This is a genomic window from Pseudomonas sp. P106(2024) (assembly GCF_057480815.1).
Genome location: NZ_JBLIYU010000006.1, coordinates 159,593 through 183,276 on the forward strand (window position 1 = coordinate 159,593; position 23,684 = coordinate 183,276).

Annotated in this window: 14 protein-coding genes; 3 read left to right on the forward strand and 11 right to left on the reverse strand. The window is 63.4% G+C overall.

Annotation, left to right across the window (positions count from 1 at the left end):
* Positions 1-43: 43 nt before the first annotated feature.
* The 5 genes from AC25M7_RS12525 to AC25M7_RS12545 all read right to left on the reverse strand — a co-directional run bounded on the left by AC25M7_RS12525 (position 44) and on the right by AC25M7_RS12545 (position 14,673).
* Positions 44-388 (reverse strand): hypothetical protein, encoded by a 345-nt coding sequence (locus AC25M7_RS12525; RefSeq protein ID WP_232853552.1) that lies wholly within the window; start codon positions 386-388, stop codon positions 44-46.
* Positions 389-579: 191 nt separating this feature from the next.
* A complete protein-coding gene (locus tag AC25M7_RS12530; RefSeq protein WP_088851606.1) occupies positions 580-903 on the reverse strand; it encodes a hypothetical protein in 324 nt (107 codons plus the stop codon).
* Positions 896-11,878 carry a two-partner secretion domain-containing protein gene (locus AC25M7_RS12535; protein ID WP_486971111.1) on the reverse strand — a complete coding sequence of 3,661 codons (10,983 nt, stop codon included), beginning with the start codon at positions 11,876-11,878 and terminating at the stop codon, positions 896-898. The genes AC25M7_RS12530 and AC25M7_RS12535 overlap by 8 nt, the downstream gene beginning before the upstream one ends.
* Positions 11,879-11,934: 56 nt before the next feature.
* A complete protein-coding gene (locus AC25M7_RS12540) occupies positions 11,935-13,629 on the reverse strand; it encodes a ShlB/FhaC/HecB family hemolysin secretion/activation protein (protein WP_062360716.1) in 1,695 nt (564 codons plus the stop codon).
* A 144-nt stretch (positions 13,630-13,773) separates the two neighbouring features.
* Positions 13,774-14,673, reverse strand: coding sequence for a DMT family transporter (locus AC25M7_RS12545; protein WP_069016751.1), 900 nt, complete (start codon positions 14,671-14,673; stop codon positions 13,774-13,776).
* A 133-nt stretch (positions 14,674-14,806) separates the two neighbouring features.
* Between AC25M7_RS12545 and AC25M7_RS12550 the strand changes: the two genes are divergently transcribed.
* The 3 genes from AC25M7_RS12550 (at position 14,807) to AC25M7_RS12560 (ending at position 17,976) form a co-directional block, all read left to right on the forward strand.
* Positions 14,807-15,244 (forward strand): Lrp/AsnC family transcriptional regulator, encoded by a 438-nt coding sequence (locus tag AC25M7_RS12550; protein WP_062360713.1) that lies wholly within the window; start codon positions 14,807-14,809, stop codon positions 15,242-15,244.
* A 449-nt stretch (positions 15,245-15,693) separates the two neighbouring features.
* A complete protein-coding gene (locus AC25M7_RS12555; RefSeq protein WP_486971112.1) occupies positions 15,694-17,229 on the forward strand; it encodes an NCS1 family nucleobase:cation symporter-1 in 1,536 nt (511 codons plus the stop codon).
* A gap of 18 nt (positions 17,230-17,247) precedes the next feature.
* A complete protein-coding gene (locus AC25M7_RS12560) occupies positions 17,248-17,976 on the forward strand; it encodes an aspartate/glutamate racemase family protein (protein WP_486971113.1) in 729 nt (242 codons plus the stop codon).
* A 109-nt stretch (positions 17,977-18,085) separates the two neighbouring features.
* On the opposite strand, the gene AC25M7_RS12565 is transcribed toward AC25M7_RS12560, so the two are convergent.
* The 6 genes from AC25M7_RS12565 to flhB all read right to left on the reverse strand — a co-directional run bounded on the left by AC25M7_RS12565 (position 18,086) and on the right by flhB (position 23,682).
* The gene (locus AC25M7_RS12565) at positions 18,086-19,279 is read right to left on the reverse strand and encodes a D-amino acid dehydrogenase (RefSeq protein ID WP_486971114.1); all 1,194 of its coding nucleotides are present in this window, start codon (positions 19,277-19,279) and stop codon (positions 18,086-18,088) included.
* Between the two features lie 45 nt (positions 19,280-19,324).
* Positions 19,325-19,987, reverse strand: a complete 663-nt coding sequence (locus AC25M7_RS12570) for a hypothetical protein (protein WP_062360707.1) — start codon at positions 19,985-19,987, stop codon at positions 19,325-19,327.
* Between the two features lie 299 nt (positions 19,988-20,286).
* Positions 20,287-20,532 (reverse strand): hypothetical protein, encoded by a 246-nt coding sequence (locus tag AC25M7_RS12575; protein ID WP_062360705.1) that lies wholly within the window; start codon positions 20,530-20,532, stop codon positions 20,287-20,289.
* Positions 20,533-20,813: 281 nt separating this feature from the next.
* The gene (locus tag AC25M7_RS12580) at positions 20,814-21,152 is read right to left on the reverse strand and encodes an FKBP-type peptidyl-prolyl cis-trans isomerase (RefSeq protein WP_028692807.1); all 339 of its coding nucleotides are present in this window, start codon (positions 21,150-21,152) and stop codon (positions 20,814-20,816) included.
* A gap of 73 nt (positions 21,153-21,225) precedes the next feature.
* Positions 21,226-21,639: a GFA family protein gene (locus AC25M7_RS12585; RefSeq protein ID WP_028692806.1), complete on the reverse strand. Its 414-nt coding sequence runs from the start codon at positions 21,637-21,639 to the stop codon at positions 21,226-21,228.
* A gap of 900 nt (positions 21,640-22,539) precedes the next feature.
* Positions 22,540-23,682 (reverse strand): flagellar biosynthesis protein FlhB, encoded by a 1,143-nt coding sequence (gene flhB / locus AC25M7_RS12590; RefSeq protein WP_028692805.1) that lies wholly within the window; start codon positions 23,680-23,682, stop codon positions 22,540-22,542.
* Between the last annotated feature and the right edge of the window lie 2 nt (positions 23,683-23,684).

The following is a 23,684-nucleotide window of genomic DNA, read 5'->3' on the forward strand; positions in this document are numbered from 1 at the left end:
TTTTCATACAGAACCTAGATCCCTTCGCTGCCAGGAACTGGTATTAGAGTAGGAAAAATAGATCTGTCCCCTTTTTGCTACTTAAATCCCTAAACGGATCAAACAAAACACTTTCTCCAAGCACCCTTGCCTCTAAAGCAAGATCGTCCAAAGAACAAAAAAATCCATCCATTCCATTCGTTGCTCTTGACATATTTTTCAACTCAAGCCGCAACCGATCCAACTGCTCTCCAGAGTACAACCCATAATCATCAAGACACAGTTTCGAGAGCAATGGATAATTTTTAGAATCCGCATTTATGAGCATTGGAATGGCATCTTTAGTAATTTCAATTACCTTCAGTACTCCATCCAACCCCGCAGCGGCCCTTTCCTTACTCCACAACATGGCACAGTACATTTAGAATGTTTTCCCTGGAAAAGCGCTCACAAGATTACCTTTATGACCAGTAATCACTGTCATAGTACTCGCTGGAAGAAAAGGGGACGGATTTATTTTCTCTAAGAGCAGTAAAAATATATCTACCCCGTTCCCCGTCCTTTTCCCGCCCCCCTTTTTCTTTGCCCCCTTTCCCTGTTTTAGTCGACAGAAAATGATGAGAAATAAAATGAAAATAACTCACCCTCAAGATCGCTAAACTTATAGCGCATCCTATCAAGACCAGAGTCCAATTTTTCTACATTCATATGCATAAGCTGAGTCAACCCTCCACCAAAATCGCGAATCGCAAACTGACTGACATCGAAGAACCTCACACGAACAGCAGCACCCCATACATCTTCAGATTCCGAAATTGATAGAGACAGATCATAGGCCACCCCCTCATCATTCAACTGAACATTAATAGAGTGCAAGCAATTATTAGCAATCAGCATCTCATTCAACTCAGCAACACTAATCATTGTTTATCCTCGTCTCTTTCCCTTTAGGGCTATATCCAGGACCATATTCATAGGTATGCACGTGCGGATCTGAATGATACTCATCCGGCTTTTCTTTATTCCCATATCCGTGATTCGTGTAATCCGTCCGCCTAACTTGCCGACCATATTGATCATACTCAATCACAGACTTTTCTAACTTTCCAGTCTTAGGATTATACCTCTCTTGGGTAGTAGTCTTTGTACCTGGCGTCGTCTGATGCGGCTTCTTCCCGGAAAACACCTCGTCAGGGAATGTTCCGTCCTTTACACCAACAGGATTATCACAAGGCCCCCCAGTATTGTGCACCCACGTCCTCAATTCACCCACATAGAACGTATGCCCCACATCCACCGTCAGGTTAAACGTCTTCCCAACCGGCTTATACAACCGCGCAGAGACCACCCGAGTCGACGTGCCTTCACCCTCTCCATCTGCCAGCGACTGCAGCAGATCCCCCTGCCGTAGCTCGCCCATCTGCACAAAATCACGCTTGGCAGGTACATAGAACGGGTGGCTCGGTGTCACCAACAATGTTTCCGATCTTACCGCGCCATCGGTACGGGTGCTCTCCAGGGCCAGGCGATAGATCGGCTGGTCATCCCGCTCATGGGTCGCGGTGATCGCCGCGGCAAACGGCTTGCCGCCGTGCTCTGGCTTGGTCCAAACCAAATCGCCGACCTTGAGCGTTTCAATCGCCCGGTCGCCATCCGGCGTTGCCACCAGGGTGCCGGCTGCGAAACAACGCGGGCATGGCGGGACCTTCGCGCCCTCGCCCGGGCTGACCTTACCCTCTCCAGCTTTACCTTTGCCGCCCCCCGTCGCAGCGACTACGCCTCGGCCACCGGCCATGATGGCCAGCGCCCCGGTCGTACCCAGTTCGGTGATCAGCGTAGCCTTTTCTTTGATCGTCAACTTACGACCAGCGGCATTGTCCAGCCATGATGTTTCCGTATCCCATCGCTGAAGCCCGGCTTGCTCCGCAGGCGTCAACCAGCCTTCCTTGATGAGTTTCGCGGTGAACAGGTCCTTATCGGGCACAAACAAGCCGCCGGTACCGGCAGGGTTCATCGACGGCATCAGGTGTTGCCCTGGGTTGCCATTGAGCAAACCGACGGTGTCGTATCCCTGGTTCTTGAAGAACGCAATCAGTTCCTTGGCAACCGGGCTGTCGATGACAACTGCGCTGTCGACCAGCCCCTGCGCACACGCACGCGTCTTGCAATCGTCCATCGCCTTCGAGCGGGCGATGGAGATGCTTTCGTATCGATCGACGATGTCCTGGATCCGGCCCGCCGTGCACTGCTTGGTTGCTCGACATGCCTTCAACTCACCCAGCATGCGCTCCGCAGTCGGGTGATCGAGGTTGTTGTATTGGGTAGCGTTCTGCGCCACCCAGCCTGCCACCTGCTGCCCTTTCTCATCGGCCCCCAAACCTGCGGCCACGGTCAGCCCCAGCAACTGCGAGGTCATGGTCAGCAGTTGCTCATGCGACGCCCCGGGGAAAATGTGTTCACCAACGGTGGCGACGAAGGCTTCGTTCGCACCTGCCGCAATCGCCCCCGTACGGAAATCACCACCCGCGGCCTCGGCGATCAGACCACCGACCAAGGCGTGCGCCACAGTCTTGGTTGGCAGCCCTTCGAAGTACAGCTTGTCGCCAAGTCGCTTGTAGATGGCCGCCGACAGCGCATTGCCCACGAAGGTCTTGCCTGCATCGGTCAGGTTGCTACCCAGGCTGCTCCCTTCCAACGCGGATTTGGCCACAGCGCCTATTGCTGCCTGCGAGCCGGTGTAGCCGGCAAACTTGCCGAAGCCCGAAAGCTTGCTCAGATCGAAGCCAAAGGTAGGCTTGTTCAAGTCCTCGGCGGATATGCCAAACGCATCGTTGAGATAGGCAGCGGTAACCCCGGCGGTAATTGCGCCTGTGGCATACCCCTTCAGGCTGCTCGATGAGGTCACATCCTTGAACACCGCCCCAAGGTTGCCACGGTTGTTGATACCGCTGATAACGGCGTTGTTGGTGGCCGCTGTGGCAATGCTGCTCAACGCAACGTTTGCCCAACCGGCTGAAACTGTCGAACCGACCACCGCGCCATTGGCCACGGCACTGGCGGTCGCGGTTCCGCTTGCAGCCAAAGCCGAACCGGAACCTGCCACGGCACCTGTGGCATTGCCAATCATTGCGCCGGCCGCCCCTGCCGTCAGGTAGGTGACGATGATGGCAATGACGATCTGCGCCCCTGCCCCAAGCCCGGAATGGCTGTACTTGAAGGAATCATGCACTTCCTTCACCTGCCGCCAGTCCACATCCCCACGCTTCTCGACTTCCTTCAACCAAGCCAGCTGTGGATCGGCCGCGACCATAGCGTCGATGCTCTGGCTGATGGTCGCCTGGTCGACATGTTTCACATCGACCTTCAAGCCATCCACTGCCTTGATCACCAGATCACCATTGGCGGTCAGCTGGCTCTGACGCAGGGTCTCATCGGTGCTGCCCTTGCCCTTCATGCTGTTCCAGGCAAGGTCACCCTTGGACTTCTCGTGACTCTCCTGATGCATGTCCTTGACCGCTTCGAAGGTCACCGAACCGCCGCTATCAATGGTCAGGTCCGCACCGGAGGCGAGTTTCGCGCCCTGGTACAGCTGGTCACCGCCGCTCTCGAGGGTCAGGTCGCCACCACTGGTGATCTCGCTCCCCACCGCCTTCACGTCGGTCACTTCATCACGCTGGGTCTTCTTGCTCCCCCAACCACCCTTCTTGTTCATGTCATACAGCGAGTACTGGCTGTCGTTGGCAGCCAGCAGCTCGAGCTTGTCGCCGGCCACCAAGTAGGCTTCGTCGCCGGCGCTGGCCTTGCTCGCCACCATGCGCAGGTCGCGCCCGGCGTCGATGGTCAGGTTGCCGCCGGCCTTCACTTCGGCTGACTGCTGCTCAACGTCGTCCTCCTGGCGCTCGTACTTGGTCTTGCCTTTCTTGCCCTTGGCGTAGCTGTGCTCCTCGTTCGCCGCGGCGGCCAGGGTCACATCGCGCCCCGCCTGCAGGGCCAGGTCGCGGCGGGCCTCGATCTCGCTGGCGACGATGCTCAGGTCCTGGCCGGCCGTGGCGGTGAGGTTGCCGCCGGCCTTCACCTCGCTGCCGTACTGGGTGATGCTGGTGTCGTGGCCACTGACGCGGCGGCGCTGGTACTCGTGGCTGTCGACACCTTCCTGGCTGGCGATGATCAGATCACGCCCGGCATCCATGTCGATGTTGCCGCCGGCCTGCACGGCGCCGCCGACAATGCCGATATCCTGCCCCGCCGTGATCGTCAGGTTGTTCGCCGCCTCGATGCGCGCGGCGGTGTCGACCAGGTCCTTGGTCACGTGCTCGCCGCCCGCGCGGCCTTCCAGGCGGGTGACGCTGCGTTCGTTGATCACGTCGCCGGTCAACGCGGTGAGGCTCACTTCACGCCCGGCGATGATCCCGCCCTGGGCGTTGCGGATCGACTCGGTGGCCAGCATGTCCAGGCGCCCGCCTGCCTCCATCAACCCGGCGTTGCCGATGTTGGTGGCGCTGACGGCGAGGTTGTTGGTGGCGCGCAAGGTGCCGACGTTGACCAGTTCGCCGCCGCTGATCAGGTTGACGTCGCGGCCCTGGATCAAGGCGCCGTTGGGGGCCACGCGGCCATTGGCATGGGCCAGGTACAGCACCGGGGCGAGTACCTTCTCGCCGTTGACCTCGACCTGCTCCATCCAGACGATGTCGTGGGTCAGCGCCGCCACCTGCTCGGCGCTGAGCGACACGCCCACGCTCAGCGACAGCTTGTCCTTGCTGGCGATGGCGTTGTCCATCAGGTAGCGGAACAGCGTCTCGTCGCTGGTCATGCCGTCGATGTAGCGCTGGCCGGTACGGGCCACCACCGCCTCGCGGATCAGGCGCTGCTCGTAGAGGCCATCGCCCAGGCGCTTGATGGCCTGGTCCGGCTTGATGTCGAGCTGGCCCAGCATGTAGTCGGAGCTGAGGAACTGCTTGAGGTCGGTGAGGACCGGGTTGGTCTCTACCAGGTACTTGTGCGAGACATTCGGCACGCTGCGCTCAGGCACGCCCTGGACCAGCTTGACCCCGGCGGCCAGGCCGCCCAGCGCCACGCCGGAGCCAGCCACGGCGCCCTGCGCCGCGGCCGCGCCGCTGGCGCCAAGCGTCTGCGCGGCACGGCTGTCGGCACTGGCCGTGCTGGCCAGCGGTGCGATGAAGGTGCCGCTACCGGCCTGGGTGCGGTCGCCGGTCGCGCCCAGGGCGTCGCCGCTGATCGCGGCCTGGCCGGCCTGGCTGCTGATGCGGAACAGGCCGTTGCTGCCCTGGGGCAGGCTGAAGCTGGGCAGGGTGACCGGGTTGACCTGGCGCTGGGCCAGGTCCGGCGGCAACTGCGGGTTGAGCGCGCGCACCTGGGTCTGGGCCTGGCGCGCATCGGCCGTGGCATCGCCACGGGCATTGATGGTGCCGGCACCGGCCTGGTTGACGCGTACCACGCTGTTGTCGATACGCTGGGTGGCGTTGATGGTCACCGCGCCGGCCGACTGCACCACCGCCGGGGCGACCACGGCGCCGGCAATCGGCGTCTTGTTGTCGATGACGTCATAAATGCTGGCATACGGATAACCAGACGCCGCCATGACCTGATCGAGGGTCAGCGAACCCGGGTTCTGGTTGAACTGGTTCTTGGCGTTGATGAACGCGTTGTACTGCCCGCGATCACGGGTGTACATGCTGGCGGTGAGGTTGCGTTGCTCGCCGCCACCGGCGCCCTTGTTCTCGAACACGGCCGTGTTGATGGCGATATCGCCGCCCGCCGAGACACTGCTGTAGTGGTTGCGGAACGCGTTGCCGGCAAAGGTCAGCTTGCCGCCGCTGGTGATGAAGGCCGTGGGGCTGTCCTGGTCGATGACATCCTGCCAGCTTTCCGTGGCCGAGAAGTACAGCTCGCAGCCCTTGCCCTTGCAGCGGTCGTCGGAATACACGTTGACGTAGCCGGCGACCAGCTTCTGCTTCGAGCTCAGGTGTTCCTTGCGGTTGAGCAAGGTGTCCACCGCCAGGGTCATGCTGCCGGCGCTTTCCATGCTGGCAGAGATATTGTCCAGCAACGCGGCGCGGGCGCTGCCGTTGCCGGCCAGGTCCAGGCCGCCGAGGCTGTAGATATCGCCGTAGTAGTTGCTCAGGCTGCCCACGCGCAGGGTCATGTCGTTGCCGCTGAACACCAGGCCGCGCTGGTTGCTCAGGGTGTTGGCGGCAAGTGTCACCGCCGCGGCGCCGCCGAGGGTGCCGCGGTTTTCCAGGCTGGCGGCGTTGACCGTGAGGCCACCGAGGGCGGTCAGGCGACCGTCGTTGCTCAGCAGGTTGCGGGCGGTCACCACGCTGCCGGCGCCACCGGCCAGGCTGGCGGCACTGGACAGGCGGATGTCGGTGGCGCTCAGCCCCAGGCCGCCGAGGCTGCTCAGGCGGCCGTTGCCGTCGTAGTTGCCGGTGAGGTCGAGTTGCAGGCTGCCATCGCTGGCCAGCAGGCCATGGTTGGTCCAGTCGCCACCGCGGCCCTTGAAGCTCTCGACCGCCAGCAGCTTGCCGCTGGCCGTCTGCACGAAGCGACCGATGTCCAGCTCTAGGCGCCGGGCCTGCAGCACGCTGTCGTTGGTCCAGCTGGCGGCGCCGATGCTCAGCAGGCCATCGGTATGCAGCACGCCGCCGGCCTGGGTGACCTTGTCCGAGGCCAGGCCGAAGGTGCCAAGGCCGGTGTGCAGCAGTTGCCCGCCGCTGTTGCTCAGGCCGCCGATCTGCAGGTCGAGGTCGTGGTTGGCGGTGGCCAGCACGCCGTTGTCGTTGAGCAGGTTGCCCGTGACGATGAAGCGGCTGGTGCCGGTCTTGCCGAGGGCGCGCAGGTTGCCCGCGCGGTTGTCGAGCTCGCTGGCGCGCAGCAGCAGGTCGCTTTCGCTTTCCAGCTGGCCGAGGCCGTTGTACAGCGCGCCCCTCAGGCCGAAGTCGATGTGCCCGGCGCCGATCTTGCCGCTCTGGTTGAGCAGCTGCTGGCCCTGCAGGTGCAGCAGCCCGGCGGCGTACAGGCCGCCACCGCGGTTGTCGAACTCGGCGGTGTCGAGCTGATTGTCGCCGCCAAGGGCCGAGAGGTAGCCGCCCTGGTTGTTCACCCGGGTGTCGGCCTTGATGTCCACCGACTGCGCCTGGGTGGTGCCGCCGCCGTTGTCGAACAGGCCGGCGAAGACGCCCTTGAACAGGCCTTTGACCGCGCTGAGCATGCCGTTGCCGCCGTTGTCGAGGCTCGCGGCATGCAGCTCGAGGTCGCCCGCCTGGCTCTCCAGGCGTCCGCCGTGGTTGTTCAGGGCCTTGTCCAGGCGTACTTCGATGCCGCCCTGGCTCTTCAGGGTACCGGCCTGGTTGTCCAGGGCATTGGCGTGGATGTCGAGCTTGCCGTGTTCGCTGAACAGCAGGCCGTCCTGGCCGTTGAGCAGGTCGCCGCTCAGGCGCAGTACCAGGTTCTGCTGGCTGGCCAGGTTGCCGCCGCGGCTGTTGTCCAGCGTCGCCGAATCGACACGCAGCAGGCCGTGGCTGATCAGCTTGCCGCCGTTGTTGGCGATGCTGCCGGCCTTGAGCAGCAGGTCGGCGCCACTGACCAGGCGCGCGCCGTCGGTGTTGAGCAGGGCCCCGGTCAAGGTCAGGTCAAGCAGCGCGCGGCTGGTCAGCTGGCCCTTGGCGTTTTCCAGGCGCTTGCCGACGACGGTGATCGCCTGGCCGTTGATCTGCCCGCCCTGGTTGTCGATGACGGTACCTGCCTGGTCGAACGCCAGGTCGCCGGTGGCGGAAATGAGGCCGCCACCGCTGTTGTCGAGCCGGTCGGTGACACTGAGGGTGATGGCCTGCTCGGAAGAGATGATGCCCTTGCTGTTATGCAGGTTGGCCGCGGTGATCTGTTGGTTACCCTTGCTGACCAGGGCGCCCAGTTCGCGGTTGTCGAGGGTACCGTCCAGGGTCACGGTGAGGTCGCCGTCCTTGCTGGACAGGGTGCCTTCGCCGCTGTTGTTCAGGTCGGTACCCTTGGCCAGCAGGCCCTGCGCGCCGGAAATCAGGCCCTTGCCGCTGTTGTCCAGCCGTGGCGCCTCCACGGTCAGCCGGCCATCGCTGAGGATACGGCCCTGCTGGTTGTCGATGCGCTGGGCGAGCAGGCTGTAGGATTGCTGGCTGGTGACTTCGCCGGCGCTGTTGTCGAGCTTGCCCAGGTTGTGGATGTTCAGTGGACCGTTGGCGCTGATCAGGCCGCCCTGGTTCAGCAGGTCGCCGCCGTTCAGGTCGAGGTCGAGCTTCTGTTCGCCGATCAGCCGCCCCTGGCGCTGGATCAGCTCGCTGACCCGCAGCAGCAGGTCGCCCTTGGCGGAAATTTCACCGCCCTGGCTGGAATCGACCTGCCCCGCCACCAGCGTCAACGCGCCATCGCTGTGGATCCGGCCGCCGCGCAGCAAGGCATCGGCGCCGTTGCGCAGGTCGCCGGTGGTCAGTTTCATGGCCTGCTTGCTGCTCAAGGCACCGCCACGGTTGTCGAGCGCGGCGCTGTCGACGGTCATCGCCGCCTGGCTGATGAGCTGGCCGCCCTGGTGGTTGTCCAGCTGGCCGGTGGTGACGGTCACGCCGGTGTTGCCCGACAGCAGGCCGCGCTCGCTGTTGAGCAAGCCGGCGCTGGTCACGGTCAACGCGCCGACGGCGGACAGGATGCCCTGGTCGTGGTTGTCGAGCTGGCCGCCGATCGTGGCCTTGAGGGCCTGGCCGCTGGCCAGGCTGCCGCCGGTGTAGTTGTCGAGGCGGGTGGCCTCGACCGTGAGGTCATGGCTGGCCGACAACACGCCTGCAAGGCTGTTGTCGAGGACGCCGGCGATGCGCAGGGTCAGGTCCTGGGCACTGATCACTCGCCCGCCACGGTTGTCGAGTTTGTTGGCAACCAGGCTGAAACCGTGATTGCTGGAAATCTCGCCCGCCTCGCGGTTGTCCACCACACCGATCTGACGCAACAACAGGCTGCCCGGCGAACGCAGCAGGCCGCCGTTGCGGTTCACCAACTGGCCGTGCTGCAGGTCGAGGTCGATACCGGTTTCGCTGACCAATTGCCCGTGGTCGTTCTGGTCGAGGCCGGTCAGCGTGGCATCGATCTGGCCGGTGGCGCTGATGCGCCCATAGGTGTTGTTGTCGAGCTGGGTTCCAACCAGCAGCAGGCTGCCGGCACCGATATTGCCCTTGGCACTGTTGTCGATGGCGCCGCTGCGCAGCTCGGCGTGGTCTTGGGCGCTGATGACGCCGAGGTGGCTGTTGTCCAGGCGACCGGCCTTGAGCAGCAGCCCGGTGTTGGTCACCAGGGTGCCGCCCTGGTTGTCCAGCAACCCCTGGCTGGTCAGGTCCAGGGCCGTGTTGGCCGAGACCTTGCCGCCCTGGCGGTTGTGCAACGTGCCGGCATTCAGGGTAACGGTGGCGTCACTGACGATCAGGCCGGCGTCGCTGTTGTCCAGCTTGCCGTCCAGGGTGACGTCGATGTGCTGGCGGCTGCTCAGCTTGCCGCCGTTGTTGAGCAGCTCCGTGCCGTGTAGGCTCAGGCGGTCATGGCCACTGAGCAGGCCCTTGTTCTGGTTGAGCAGGCGCTGCACGGTGAGGGCCAGGCCACGGTCGCCGATGACCTTGCCGCCTTGGTTGTCCAGCAATTCGCTGGCATTCAGGACGACCTTGCCGGCGCTGGAAATCTCGCCCTGCTGGTTGAGGATGCGCGCCGCGCTGATGTCGGCCACGGTGGTCGCGCCAATCTTGCCGCCCTGCTGGTTGTCGATCGTGTCGGCGGTGAGCAGCAGGCTGCCCAGACTGGTCAACTTGCCGCCTTGATGGTTCAAGTTGCCCAGGTGGGCCTCGAGATCGCCCTTGGCGGTGATGTTGCCCAGGCGCTGGTTGTCGACCGTGCCGGCGATCAGGTCGAGACGGCCATCGCTCTGCAGGTGGCCGGCATCGCTGTTGGACAGGCTGGCGACGTCGATGTGGGCCTTGCCCTTGGTGGTGGCCGCGCCCTTGTCGCGGTTGTCGAAATGCCCGCCGGTGACGGTCAGCGAGCGGTCGGCGAGGACCAGGCCGCCACGGTTGTCGAGACGCTCGCCGTGCAGGGTCAGGTCGCCGAGGCTAGACAGCAGGCCGTTGTCACGGTTGTCCAGGGTCGCCACCTTGACGCCCAGTGTGCCGTCGCTGCGCAGGTTGCCCTTGCCGCTGTTGTCCAGGCCCACGGCCTTGAGGTCGAGCAGGCGCTTGGCCGAAACCAGGCCTAGACGATTGTCGATGTCGGCGCTGGCGTTGATCAGCACATCGCCGCCAAGCAACTGGCCGCCACCGTTGAGTAGGCCGGCGGTGCTGATGTCCAGGCGATCCGCACTGAGCTTGCCACCGTCCTGGTTGTCCAGCAGCGCATGGGTGGTCAGCTTGGCCTGCCGGTCGCTGCCGACCAGGCCTTTGTCACGGTTGTCGAGCTGGGTGGCGGTGACCTGCAGGCCACCCTGGCCCACCAGGCGGCCGCCCCGGTTGTCGAGGGTTGCGCTGACATCCACCACGGCCTGGCCCTTGCCTTGCAGCAGGCCCTGGTCACGGTTGTCGATCGCGTGGGCGTTGACCGTCAGGGTGTCGTCGGCCAGTACCTGGCCTTGGCGGTTGTCCAGCTGGCCAGCCGTCAGCGTGGTCGCTCGGCCTTTGAAGGTGCCGCCCTGGTTGTCGAGGGTGGTGCTGCCGGTGGCCTCCAGGGTGCGGTTGGCCACCACGCTGCCACGGTTGCGCAGGGTCTGGCCCGTGAGGGTCACGTCGCCGTGGGCATTACGGGTGTTGTCCAGCTCCACGCCGGCTTCGATGATGCCCTGGTTGTCGATCCGCGCGCCGGCCACGGTGATGCTGCCCCTGGCGGCGAGGCTCTGGCCGACGGTCACATCGTCACGCACGCGCACGGTGGCATTGCCGGCGGCGTAGGTCTTGCCGGTCAGCTCGGCGCTCTGCGCGGCGACCGTCAGGTTGCCGGCACTGGACGTCTGCGCCAGGGTCACCTTGCCGTTGGCGTCCACCTGGATGTCGCCGGTGGTGGCGGCCATGTTGCCGGCCAGCTTGACGCCCACGCCCTGCTCGGTGCCGACCAGGCGAATGGTGTTTGCATACATGCCACCCAGCGCCGAGCTGTCGATGGCCAGCAGCGGCTTGTCGCCGCCCTCGTCGGCACGCGGCGTGGCCTGCAGGGTGTCGGCCTTGACGTCGTTGCGCCCGGTGACGACGTTCAACTGCTTGGCGTGCAGTTCGGTGTTGAGCTTGGCGCTGCGGGTGATCAGGTCGAACTGGTCGAGGTTGGTGGCATTGAGCGCATCGCCTTCGATGGCGATGTCGCCGCCGTCCACCTGGAAGCGGTCGAGGCGCTCGCCGTCCATGATCGGCTTGCCGGTGGTGAGGGTGGCCCGCGGCGTGTTGATGAAGCCGCAGCCCTTGCAGGTGATGCCATGGGGGTTGGCGACGATGACCCGGGCCGCCTGCCCCGCCACCTCGGTGTAGCCCTGCAGGGTACTGCGGTTGCCACCGGTGACCTGGTTGAGGATCACCTGGGCCGCCTGGCCCCTGAGGTTGGGGTTGCCGACGATGATGCCGCCCAGCTGGGTCGACTGGGTCTTGCTGGTGGCGTTGTTGAGGATCAGCCCGTTGCTGCCGACGTTGTAGTCGCGGAAGGTGTTGGTCGACAGGCCGCTGCCATTGGGCGTGGCGATGTTGACGATCGGCACCCCGTTGCCGGCCTGCTTGATGCTGGTGTTGGCATTGGCCGCCGCATCGACGGTCAGTTGCGCGGCCGTGGCGACGATGGGGTTGAGGAACAGCACTCCCGCGACGATCAGGGCGATGCATTGGTTCAGTGGGGTGCGGATATCCATGTCGAACAAACTCCAGGCGCGGGCGGCGGTGTCACGGGCAAAGGGTGGGTCGGGACTCAGAAGAACGCGTCGACTCGGAAATAGATCGGGTGTTCGCGGCGGGTGATGACGTCGGGGCGCTCCAGCGAGCGGGCGAAGGTCGCGCTGGCGGCGAAGTACTGGCCGCGCACGTTGAACTCGAAGGCGTTGCCGCTCAGGCGACCATGGTCCTGGCCATTGCCGTGCTGACCCTTGATCACCCCGGCGTCATAGGCGAAGGCCATGCCGTATTCGCGCAGCCACGGCTGCAGTGCTGCCCAGGTCACAGGGCGGCGCCAACGCAACTGGTTGCGCCAGTAACCGCCGCTGTCGCCGGTGAGGGTCTGCTCCTTGAAGCCGCGCACCGAGGTCAGCCCGCCGACGCTGATGCGCTGGCCACTGTAGAGGGCGTCTTCGCTGCGCTGGCCGGTGGCCAGGCTGTCGAAGCTGAACTGCTCGCCCCACAGCTGGAACGGCTGCAGGTAACTCAGGGTGAGGGTGTACTTGTTGTAGCGCGCCACCGGTTCGTTGCCGCGCGGATCGCCCGCGCCCTGGGCGTCGAGCGCGCCGATGCCCTGCTGCCAGCCGGCATCGAGGTTGACGAAGGCGTTGCCGATGCGCCGGCCGTGGTTGACGCCCAGCTGGCGTTCGGTGATACGGGTGCTGGAGACGTCGATCAGGGTGTCGTCCAGGTAGTTACGCGCACGCAGGTGGCTGACGCCAGCATTGACCGCGGTCTTGCTCAGGCTGTCGCGGTGGATCACCCGTTCGGCCTGGAACTGGTGCACGCTGTTGTCGCCATCGAGCTTGAAGGGGAAACCGCTGGAGGTGTCGCGGGTGCGGTAGTAGTTGTGGTTGTAGCTGTAGTTGAAGGTCCACCAGCCCCACGGCAGGCTGTAGTTCAGGCCGTGGCTGTCGGAATGGCGCCAGTGGTCACTGACCACGTCGCGCCCGCCACGCAGGCTCAGCTGATCGGCCAGGCCCAGCGGGCTGTCCCACTCCAGGCCGAGGTTCATCTGCTGTTCGCCACTGCTGGCGTCACCGTTGTTGTGCCGGCTGGCAGAGACGCGCCAGGGCTTGTCACGCTGGCCCTTGAGCTGGACGCGGCTGCCGCCGACCTCCTGCCCCGGCACCAACTCCACCTCGACCTGGCGCGAGGGCAGGCGGCCGAGCTGGTCGACCATCTGTTCCATTTCGCGCAGGTTGAGCACCTCGCCGGTATTGCCGGGGAAGGCCATGGCCATTTCCCGAGGGCTGGCCAGGGCGGAGCCGTCCAGCCCTTCCAAGCGGCCTTCGACGATGATGATCTGCAGCACGCCGGAGCCCAGGTCCTGCTGGGGCAGGTAGGCACGGGTGGTCAGGTAGCCACGGTTCAGGTAATGGTCGGTGATGCGCTTGAGCAGGTCATTGAGCTGGCCGACTTGCAGGCACTTGCCTTCGTAGCCTTCGAGCAGCGCCTTGCGCTGTGGCTCGTCGAGCAGGCTGGCACCTTGCAAGTCGATGCGCTGGATCTGGAAGCAGCGCCCTTGCTCGGGGGGCTGGGCGGGCGCCTGCGGTGCCTGCCTTCCCGGCAGTTGCTGAAGCTCCTCGAGACGCTTGCGCTGCTCCTGCAGCAAGTTCTCCTGGCGATCGCGGATCAGGTCACGGTCGCCGGGTGTCTGGAACGGTGCGGCACCGGCGAGCAAAGGCAAGAGTACCAGGCCTGCGGCCAGGAAGCGGGTAGGAAGGGGCATGGGGCGTGTCCATCACTTAAAGCCGAGCGCATCACTGCGAAATAGTCGCGCAGGGTACTAGAGGACAGCAGTGCTATCAATAAGCCACCTTTCCCCTGTATTGCCGGATAAGTTCTCTACGCCGGGAAGCCGCCCGTCATTGCTTTACTGTTGTCGCGCAGGCTTGCCGGCAGGCCGGAACCACCACCCCTGCTGCATGCCGGCAGCAGCGAGCAGAATCAGCCCGACTCCCAACCACTGCAATGCTGCCAGGCGATGGTCGAAGGCCAGCCAGTCGACCAGGATCGCGGCGATCGGGTAGATGAACGACAGCGCTCCGGTCAACGCCGTTGGCAGGCGCTGGATGGCGCTGTACAGCAGCACGTACATCAAGCCCGTATGCAAGATGCCCAACGTGACCAGGCTGCCAAGCGCCGGCAGTTCACCCGGCAGCCCGCCCAGTTGCACCCAGGGCGCCAGCAGCAGGACGCCGGTGCTCACCTGGATCAAGGCAATGAGGTGCGGCGGCGTGCCGGCCAGGCGCTTGATGATCAGCGCCGCCACGGCATACAGAAACGCCGCACCCAGTGCCAGGGCGATGCCCTGCAGGTACTCGCCACCACTGGCCTGCCCCGCGCCGTGAGCGCTGACGATAGCCAGCATGCCGAGGAACGCCACGCTCAGCCAGGTCAGCTTGGCCACGGTGATCTTCTCGCCCAGGAACAGCGCCGCCAGCCCCACCAGCATGAACGGCTGGACGTTGTACACCGCGGTGCCGATGGCGATCGATGCCCGCGAGTAGGAGGCGAACAGCAGTACCCAGTTGCCGACGATCGCCACCCCGCTGGCCACCGCCAGCAGGAAGGTGACGCGGGTCAGCACGCCCGGTTTGAGAAAGCCCATGGCCGCGCAGATCAGCAGCAAGGTGCCGGCGCCGAACACGCAGCGCCAGAACACCACCTCCAGCACCGGCTGCCCGGACACCAGCACGAACCAGCCAATGGTCCCGGAGATCAGCATGGCGGCGATCATTTCCAGCGAACCACGGCGCAGCGAATTGTCCATCTCACACCTCCTGTCGACGATGGGCACAGTATGCGGAGGGTCGAGGGCGACCTTCCAGCGGATAACCAAGGCATATCGGTGCTCTCGCCTTTACTATCAAGGCATTTATTGAAAATCACCTAACGAGGCTGCCATGACCGATACCATCGACCAGTTGCTGATCAACGCCCTGATGGAAGACTCGCGCCGCTCGCTCAAGGCCTTGGCGCAGATCAGCGGCCTGTCGGCGCCCAGCGTCAGCGAGCGTCTGCGCCGCCTGGAGGAGCGCGGCGTGCTGCGCGGCTATACGGTGGAGGTTGACCCGCGCTGTTTCGGCTACCAGTTGCAGGCCATCGTGCGCATTCGCCCGTTGCCGGGGCAGTTGCAGGAGGTGGAACGGCAAATCATCGCCATTCCCGAGTTCACCGAATGCGACAAGGTTACCGGCGATGATTGTTTCATTGCCCGCCTGCATGTGCGCTCGATGGAGCAGCTGGACACGCTGCTCGACCGCCTCAACGTGCTGGCCGAGACCAATACGGCAATCATCAAGAAAACGCCGGTGAAGCGGCGGCTGCCGCCCATGGCATGAGGCCAAGTACCCGAGAAAAACTTGTACACAAGAATGTCACCATAAGTGCCATTTTTGTGTGCACTCTCCACGGGTAACGCCCCATTAGGTTACACACTTCGTTTAACTAAATTTGACTAAACGATCAGCTAATTGGTTGTGTGAAAAATATAACCTGTTCATTTGGTCAACTTATAGTTCCAATATTTCATCTACTTAACTTTCAAACAGATAGATTCAAAATAGTAGCCGCCTGAAAGCGTATTGATCGCTGGCATGGAACTGGCTTTTATGTGCTTGTGTTTTGTATACAAGTTTTACGAAACATAAATACACAAGAACCCGCAGCGTCGCCCCGTCGGCGACCGTTGCGCCCAGAACCCAGTGATGCCAACGCCTGCACCGACGAGATGGCGAGCCCGTGCGCCAGCGCCCGCTCATCGCAGTCACACGCATCAGGAGCCACCGGAATGAGTAGCAGCCTCCCCCTTGCCCCTGAACTTTCCGTTGCCAGCCCCCATCCCTCGACCAGGACCCTCGAAGGCCACCCGGCCGATCTCGAGCTGAGCCCTCGCCTGCACAACCGCGACCTCGCCCCGACCAAACTGGCAGGCCGCCGCTGGGGCGGCTACAGCATCTTCGCGCTGTGGACCAACGACGTGCACAACATCGCCAACTACTCCTTCGCCATGGGGCTGTTCGCCCTGGGCCTGGGCGGCTGGCAGATCCTGCTGTCGCTGGCGATCGGCGCGGCGCTGGTGTACTTCTTCATGAACCTGTCCGGTTACATGGGGCAGAAGACCGGCGTGCCGTTCCCGGTGATCAGCCGCATCGCCTTCGGCATCCATGGCGCGCAGATCCCGGCGCTGATCCGCGCGGTGATCGCCATCGCCTGGTTCGGCATCCAGACCTACCTGGCCTCGGTGGTGCTGCGGGTGCTGTTGACCGCCGTGTGGCCGCAGGTGGCCGCCTATGACCACGACAGCATCCTCGGTCTGTCGAGCCTGGGCTGGGTGTGCTTCGTGGCGATCTGGCTGGTGCAGTTGGTGATCCTCGCCTACGGCATGGAGATGGTGCGCCGCTACGAGGCCTTCGCCGGCCCGGTGATCCTGCTGACCGTGGCGAGCCTGGCGGTGTTCATGTACTTCAAGGCCGATGCGCGCATCGCCTGGTCGGTCGCCGAGCCCCTGAGCGGCTACGAGATGTGGCGCAACATCTTCGCCGGCGGCGCGCTGTGGCTGGCGATCTACGGCACCCTGGTGCTCAACTTCTGCGACTTCGCCCGCTCCTCGCCGTGCCGTAAAACCATCCGCGTCGGCAACTTCTGGGGCCTGCCGGTGAACATCCTGGTGTTCGCGGCGATCACCGTGGTGCTGTGCGGCGCGCAGTTCCAGATCAACGGCCAGGTCATCGACAGCCCGACGCAAATCGTCGCCAGCATCCCCAACACCGCGTTCCTGGTGCTGGGCTGCCTGGCGTTCCTGATCGTCACCGTGGCGGTGAACATCATGGCCAACTTCGTCGCCCCGGCCTTCGTGCTCAGCAACCTGGCGCCGCGCCACCTGAACTTCCGCCGCGCCGGGCTGATCAGCGCCACCCTGGCGGTGCTGATCCTGCCGTGGAACCTGTACAACAGCCCGCTGGTGATCGTGTACTTCCTCTCCGGCCTGGGCGCCCTGCTCGGCCCGCTGTACGGCGTGATCATGGCCGACTACTGGCTGCTGCGTAAGGGCCGTATCAACGTGCCCGAGCTGTACAGCGAGAGTCCCGCCGGCGCCTACCACTACACCCGCGGCATCAACCTGCGCGCCGTGGCCGCGTTTATCCCGGCCGCGCTGCTGGCGATCATCCTGGCCCTGGTACCCAACTTCCACGGTATCGCGCCGTTCTCCTGGCTGATCGGTGCCGGTATCGCCGCCGCCGTCTACCTGCTGATTGCGCCACGCCACCGCCAATACCTCGATGTCAGCGGCGAATGCATCGCCGTCGACCACAGCAGCCACTGAATTTCAGGGAGATCCGTCATGCGTATTCTGATCGCCAACGTCAACACCACCGAAGCCATCACCGAAGCCATTACCGAGCAAGCGCGCAGCGTGGCCGCGCCCGGTACCGAGATCGTCGGCCTGACCCCGTGGTTCGGCGCCGAGTCGGTGGAGGGCAACTTCGAGAGCTACCTGGCCGCCATCGCGGTGATGGACCGGGTGCTGGCCTACGACCAGCCCTTCGATGCCGTGATCCAGGCCGGCTATGGCGAGCACGGCCGGGAAGGCCTGCAGGAACTGCTGGACGTGCCGGTGGTAGACATCACCGATGCCGCCGCCAGCACCGCCATGTACCTGGGGCACGCCTACTCGGTGGTGACCACCCTGGACCGCACCGTGCCGCTGATCGAGGACCGCCTGAAACTGTCCGGGCTGTACGAGCGCTGCGCCTCGGTGCGCGCCAGCGGACTGGCGGTGCTGGAGCTGGAAAGCGACCCACGGCGTGCGGTGGAAGCCATCGTCGAGCAGGCCGAACGGGCTGTGCGCGAGGACAAGGCCGAAGTGATCTGCCTGGGTTGCGGCGGCATGGCCGGGCTCGACGAGCAGATCCGCCAGCGCACCGGGGTGCCGGTGGTGGACGGCGTGAGCGCTGCGGTGACCATTGCCGAATCGCTGGTGAGGCTGGGGTTGAGCACCTCCAAGGTGCGCACCTACGCCACGCCGCGGGCGAAGAAGGTGGTGGGCTGGCCGATGCGTTTCGGTCGCTGATTGACCAGTAGCGCCCGTCGCAGGGCAAGCCCACTCCCCTGGCGTCAAAAGCAACCCGTGGGAGCGGCGATGCGGCGACCCGACTTGCCCCGCGATGAGGCCAACAAGGTCAGCGCAACAGCCTCGCCAGCCGCTCGCCACTGCCACACGCCAAGGTGAACCCCAGTGCACCATGCCCCAGGTTCAGCCACAGGTTGCGATACCGTGTGGCACCAATGATCGGCACCCCGGTCGGCGTCGCCGGCCGCATACCCGCCCATTCCACTGCCTGCCCGTAGTCGGCGGCCTCGGGCAAGGTTTCCCAGGCCAGCCTCCGCATGCTCGCGAGCCTGCCGGCATCCACCGACTCGTCGTAACCGACGATGTCCACCATAGCCGCCACACGCAGCTGATCCTCCAGCCGGGCATAGACGATCTTGCATTCGTAGTCGGTGATACTTACCTCGGGTGCCCGATGCGCGGCGCCGACCGGCGCGGTCAGGCTATAGCCTTTCAAGGGATAGACCAGCAAATTCAAGCCCGGCAAAGCCAGGCCGGCGCTACGGTGCCCGGCGCTGAGCACCAGGCGCTGCACGTCCAGCTGTTCATTGCCCATCTCAAGGGCCAGCACCTGATCATCGTGCGCAATCAGCCGTGTCACCGGCCGCCCCAACAGCAACCGGCATTGCCCGGATGCCTCCAGGCGCTCGGCCAGGCGCAGGCAGAAACGGTGGCAATCGGCGACCTCTTCGTCCGGGGTGAACACGCCGCCAACGAACGGTGCCTCGCAAAGCGCCGGGTCGAGCTCGCGCAGTTCGGCGGCATCCAGTGTTCGCTGGCTGTGGGGATCAAGCAGGTGTTGGCGCCCGCGGTCGAATGCACGCTGGGTACGAAATGCAACCAGCTTGCCGTTGCGCCGCCAGGCGAAATCATCAAGGCCGTCCTGCTCGCGCCAGCGCTGTAACGCCGCCTGGCTTTCGAGCGCCAGGCTCAGCAACTGAGCAGCATTACGGCGATTGACGGAGGTGCGGCACGCCATGACGAAAGCCGCCAGCCAACGCCACTGCGCAGGGTCCAGACGCAACCGAAGGCGCAATGGCGAGTCCCCCTGCAACAACCAGCCAAGCGCCTGCCACGGTACTCCGGCATCGGCCAGAGGCGCGACATAACGATACGAAAGCTGTCCACCGTTGGCGAAGCTGGTGGCGCTGGCCAGGCTGTCCCGGGCTTCGACCAGGTCGACCTGCCAACCGTCGAGCACCAGCGCATAAGCCGTCGCCAGGCCGACCACCCCGCCGCCGATCACTGTCACCCGCTGGTTCATGCGTCCATTCCCGTCCAGGCCTTATGGCCAGACAGTAACAGCAGGTCAGGTCGGACAGCCAGGCTCACCGTGATCGAGCCCCTGACGCACGCTACGGCTGAGCAGGGTAGCCTTGCCCTCGCGCCAGGTCAGCGTGAGCACGTACAAGGTATCGAAGTCGTCGCGATGCCAGTCTTCGGTGAGCACCCGCTCCTCCCCCAGGGCCTTGCCGGCCACGGTGTTGATCAATTCCGGGAGGTAACCGCGGGACCAGGCGGTGTAGACCGTGGCATTGCGGTACTTGCTACTGAGCAATTCGTCAGCCAGATCGTCGGTGTCGTTTGCGCCATAGTCGATGTTCACCGGCAAGCCGAGGCGAATGGCGCTGGGACTGATGGTCATCAACGGGCGGATATAGCTGTAGCGCTCATCCTGGCTACCTTCTTCGACCCCCCGCGAAGGGTTGGCGGCGAATACGTAATCAGCCTTGCCGAAGCGCTCGGGCAACAAGGTGGCGAGATCCAGGGCGCGATTGAGCCCCTGGCAGTTCAGCTGTCCCAATCCCTCGCCGGGCTTCTCGGCATGGCGCAGGAAGACCAGCGTCTGGGTGCCATCCACGGGTTGCGCACGGCTCTCGACCACGGCCAAGGCCAATGGCACGGCCGCAGCGGCGAGCGTCAGGCTCAACAACAGGTGACGACGACGGCGAAGGAAGGTGGGCAGCTTCATCTGGGGCGGACTCTTGTGGCCAGGGTACTGGGTTGCCCCGCCACATGGTCCCGCAGCCTTGGCGGCGGGCCGTCCCTGTTGTGAATGCCATCCGTGGCAGCGAGTGAGGGTCAGAGTGCCCTCGACCCGTTTGGTTCCTCCCTGGGCGCACAGGCCGTTCCATCGACAAAGGCCACGTTAATGCATGTGTGTTGCTGAATTATTGCTCGTGGCTCAATCGTCGCGGGTCAGCACAGTTTCGGTCTATCGCAGGACCGGTGAGCCCCAAAGGCTTGAGTCAAAGCGTTGGGAGAGCAACGTCACGTCGCATCCTTGTAGCGGTCTCTGAATACAATCAGGCATACACCCAGCACGATAGCGAAAGACTTCCACAGCACCACATCAACACCAGTGAGCGTTTCACGGTGCAAGAACAGCATACCGAGCCCCCCCATAGTGAGAAGACTCACGCCAAGCCAGGTACGCAGCCGGGGTGACCTCAACCAGCGATCAATGGCAAAGCCTATGAACAGCGACAGGGCGATCTGAACAGGATCCTCGTACATTGGGGGCTCTCACTCTGTGGCATGCGGAGCATCTCCTCCGTAAGGCTCTGGAGAACGATCCAAATGAGCTTGGGACGATAGCTCCGGACATGCCTCTCAAGGCACCAATTGACGTCTGACATTCAAGTGGGAAATTTCCCAAATCAAACAATTAGTATCGCGGCGCCAGGTTTTCATGATCCGGTTTCTTTGCATGGCGCACATTGATGGGCTGGATGACCTCGATTTTCTGCCATTTGTTCAACGGGTAGGAGCGCATTGACCATACCGAAGGCCGCATCTCAGTCTTCCCGGGTCAGCACTTCCAGCAGCTCGATCTCGAAGGTGAGGTCCGAATTCGGTGGAATCGAACCGACCGAGCGCTCGCCATAGCCCAGGTGCGCCGGGACCAGCAGCTTGCGCTTGCCGCCCACGCGCATGCCCATCAAGCCTTGATCCCAGCCCTTGATCACCCGGCCGGTGCCGATCACGCACTGGAACGGCTTGCCGCGCGACCAGGACGAATCGAACTCGCTGCCATCGGCCAGGGTGCCGCGGTACTGGGTGGTGATCAGCGCGCCCTTGACCACGGCCTTGCCGTCGCCTTCCTGTAGATCGATGACTTGCAACTCACTGCTCATGGCAGGTTCCTCGAGACGGTTTTGGTGGGCGCCCTTTTCTCAGGAATGCATGGATTTGGCAAGGCGGGTCGGCTCAGGACGGGGCGAACTGTTCGAAGATCTGTTGGCCGGTGAGGTCCTTGGTTTCGTTCTTGAAGCAGTACCAGGCGGGCTTTTCGTCGATGAAGATCTGCTCGGTGAAGGTCCAGTTTGCCTTACCGTCGAGCAGGCCGACTGGTACGACATAGAGGTTGCTCTCTTTCAGGCGGTAGAACAGGTGCGTGCCGCACTGGCCGCAGAAGCCGCGCTGGGCCCAGGGGGAGGAATCATAGACGCTCGGGGTTGAGCCTTCGAACTGCGGGGGTTCGGCGCAATGGACGGCCAGCAGTGGGCCGCCGGTCCATTTGCGGCACATGCTGCAGTGGCAGGCGCTGACGTGGTTGTTATCGACCTTGACGGTCAGTTTGGTGGCTTGGCATAGGCAGGTGCCTTGGTTTTCCTGGGGCATGGGGGGCTCCTTGCTGTTGTTTTTGGGAGTTGGAGTATAGGTGGTGGGTTCGGGTTCGGGTTCGGGGATGATTGTTTTGGATTTTTGGCTCCATTCATCCGGCCCCTGCGCTTCGCTCCGGGGTTCCCTCGCTCCGTTCTTGCTCCCGTGGGTACCGCGCTGTACGGCCCATCCTGGGCCGCAGCGCTCGACGGCCATCCATGGCCGTCGCCCCACTACGCAAGAACTCCGCTCGGCCTCCTGAAGTCGCAATTGGCGGCGCCTGGGCTATCGCGCGCTTAGAAGCAAGAGCAAGAAATGGGAAGTTATTTATTTGGCAGTTAATTATGTATTGGTTGTTCCGACCCTTTCGCGGGGCAAGCCCGCTCCTACAGAGATCTATATAACGGCAATTGTCGTGTAGGAGCGGGCTTTCCCCGCGATGCGATCGAGAGATTAATTAAGTCTCAACTAGCGATAGCTGCGCCAGTTCAGGCGCCGCCCGTAACTTCGCGACTTCAGGAGGCCGAACGCAGGACTTGCGGAGGGAGGTGACGGGCATGGATGCCCGTCAAGCGCTGGGGCCCAGGATGGGCCCTGCAGCGCGGTCCTCCCGGGAGCAAGGCCGGAGTGAGGGGACCCGGAGCGAAGCGGAGGGCCGGATGGATGGAGCGAGGATTTTTTGGTTCCTTTTTGATCCTTCAAAAAGGGACCCGCCGTAAGGGCGGAAAGGTGACTATGCGTCGACATCGCAAACGAATGCACTTACAACCATTAAAACCAGCGCCGACCGACTTTGACTTTGACTTTGACTTTTAGAGCATGTGTTTTGAAAACTATATGCGCATTTATTCGCGATGGTGACTAAGCGTCAACATCGCAAATAAATGCGCATACAACTTTCAAAACAACCAAACAAACTTAACTGTCCCGCCGCAGGTCCTCAGGAATAGGCAAATCCTTCTTCAACGGCTCCGGCGCCTTCCCCCTCCCGGCCCGATACTGCCGAATCTGGAACACATAGGCCAACACCTGCGCCACCGCCAGGTACAACCCCGCCGGAATCTCCTGCTCCATCTCGGTGGAGTAGTAGATCGCACGCGCCAGGGCCGGCGACTCGAGTATCTGCACGTTATGCTCGACCCCGATCTCACGAATCTTCAAGGCAATGAAATCAGTCCCCTTGGCAACCAGCAACGGCGCCGTCCCACCCTTGTCCGGGTTGTACTGCAGGGCCACCGCGTAATGGGTCGGGTTGGTGATGATCACATCCGCGTCAGGCACCGCCGCCATCATCCGTCGCTGCGACATCTCCCGCTGCAACTGCCTGATACGCTGCTTGACCTCAGGCTTGCCTTCGCTGTCCTTGTACTCGTCCTTGACCTCCTGCTTGGTCATCTTCATCTTCTTGTTCGTCTGGAACAGCTGGTATGGCACATCCAGCCCGGCAATCAGCAGCAACCCCGCCGCCATCCACAAGGCGCTCCAGCCCACCACCTGCACCGCATGGATGATCGCCTGCTCCAGCGGCTCGTTGGCGATGGCCAGCAGCGCCTCGCGGTCACTGGCCAGCACCAGCAGCGCCACCAGCAGGATCATGATGAACTTCGCCATGGCCTTGAGCAGCTCGGTCAGCGCGTTCATCGAGAACATGCGCTTGATCCCCGACAATGGGTTCATCCGGCTGAACTTCGGCTGCAGCAGGCTCCCGGAGAACAGGAAGCCGCCCAGGGCAATAGGCGCAACGAAGGAAATCACGAACAGCAGAATCAGGATCGGTTGCACCGACCAGATCGCCATCTTGCCCGAGGCCAGCAGGAACGCGCCCATGCTGCGCTCGTCGACGATCACTTCGCGCGTCAGGCTGAAGTTCATGCGCATCAGGGTCATCAGCGTCTCCGCCAGATAACCGCCGAACGCCAGCAAGCCACCAGCGCCCGCCAGGGTCACCGCGACCGTGTTCAGCTCCTTGGAGCGGGCGACCTCACCTTTCTCCCGCGAGTCGCGTTTGCGCTTCTCGGTGGGTTCTTCTGTCTTGTCCTGACCGCTTTCGCTCTCTGCCATGC

Bases quoted from the DNA above. Each gene is read 5' to 3' on its own strand.
- AC25M7_RS12540 (WP_062360716.1), bottom strand. From the start codon at position 13,629: ATGCCCCTTCCTACCCGCTTCCTGGCCGCAGGCCTGGTACTCTTGCCT.
- AC25M7_RS12525 (WP_232853552.1), bottom strand. From the start codon at position 388: ATGTTGTGGAGTAAGGAAAGGGCCGCTGCGGGGTTGGATGGAGTACTG.
- AC25M7_RS12545 (WP_069016751.1), bottom strand. From the start codon at position 14,673: ATGGACAATTCGCTGCGCCGTGGTTCGCTGGAAATGATCGCCGCCATG.
- AC25M7_RS12555 (WP_486971112.1), top strand. From the start codon at position 15,694: ATGAGTAGCAGCCTCCCCCTTGCCCCTGAACTTTCCGTTGCCAGCCCC.
- AC25M7_RS12550 (WP_062360713.1), top strand. From the start codon at position 14,807: ATGACCGATACCATCGACCAGTTGCTGATCAACGCCCTGATGGAAGAC.
- AC25M7_RS12535 (WP_486971111.1), bottom strand. From the start codon at position 11,878: ATGGATATCCGCACCCCACTGAACCAATGCATCGCCCTGATCGTCGCG.
- AC25M7_RS12530 (WP_088851606.1), bottom strand. From the start codon at position 903: ATGATTAGTGTTGCTGAGTTGAATGAGATGCTGATTGCTAATAATTGC.
- AC25M7_RS12580 (WP_028692807.1), bottom strand. From the start codon at position 21,152: ATGAGCAGTGAGTTGCAAGTCATCGATCTACAGGAAGGCGACGGCAAG.
- AC25M7_RS12570 (WP_062360707.1), bottom strand. From the start codon at position 19,987: ATGAAGCTGCCCACCTTCCTTCGCCGTCGTCGTCACCTGTTGTTGAGC.
- AC25M7_RS12575 (WP_062360705.1), bottom strand. From the start codon at position 20,532: ATGTACGAGGATCCTGTTCAGATCGCCCTGTCGCTGTTCATAGGCTTT.
- AC25M7_RS12585 (WP_028692806.1), bottom strand. From the start codon at position 21,639: ATGCCCCAGGAAAACCAAGGCACCTGCCTATGCCAAGCCACCAAACTG.
- AC25M7_RS12565 (WP_486971114.1), bottom strand. From the start codon at position 19,279: ATGAACCAGCGGGTGACAGTGATCGGCGGCGGGGTGGTCGGCCTGGCG.
- flhB (WP_028692805.1), bottom strand. From the start codon at position 23,682: ATGGCAGAGAGCGAAAGCGGTCAGGACAAGACAGAAGAACCCACCGAG.
- AC25M7_RS12560 (WP_486971113.1), top strand. From the start codon at position 17,248: ATGCGTATTCTGATCGCCAACGTCAACACCACCGAAGCCATCACCGAA.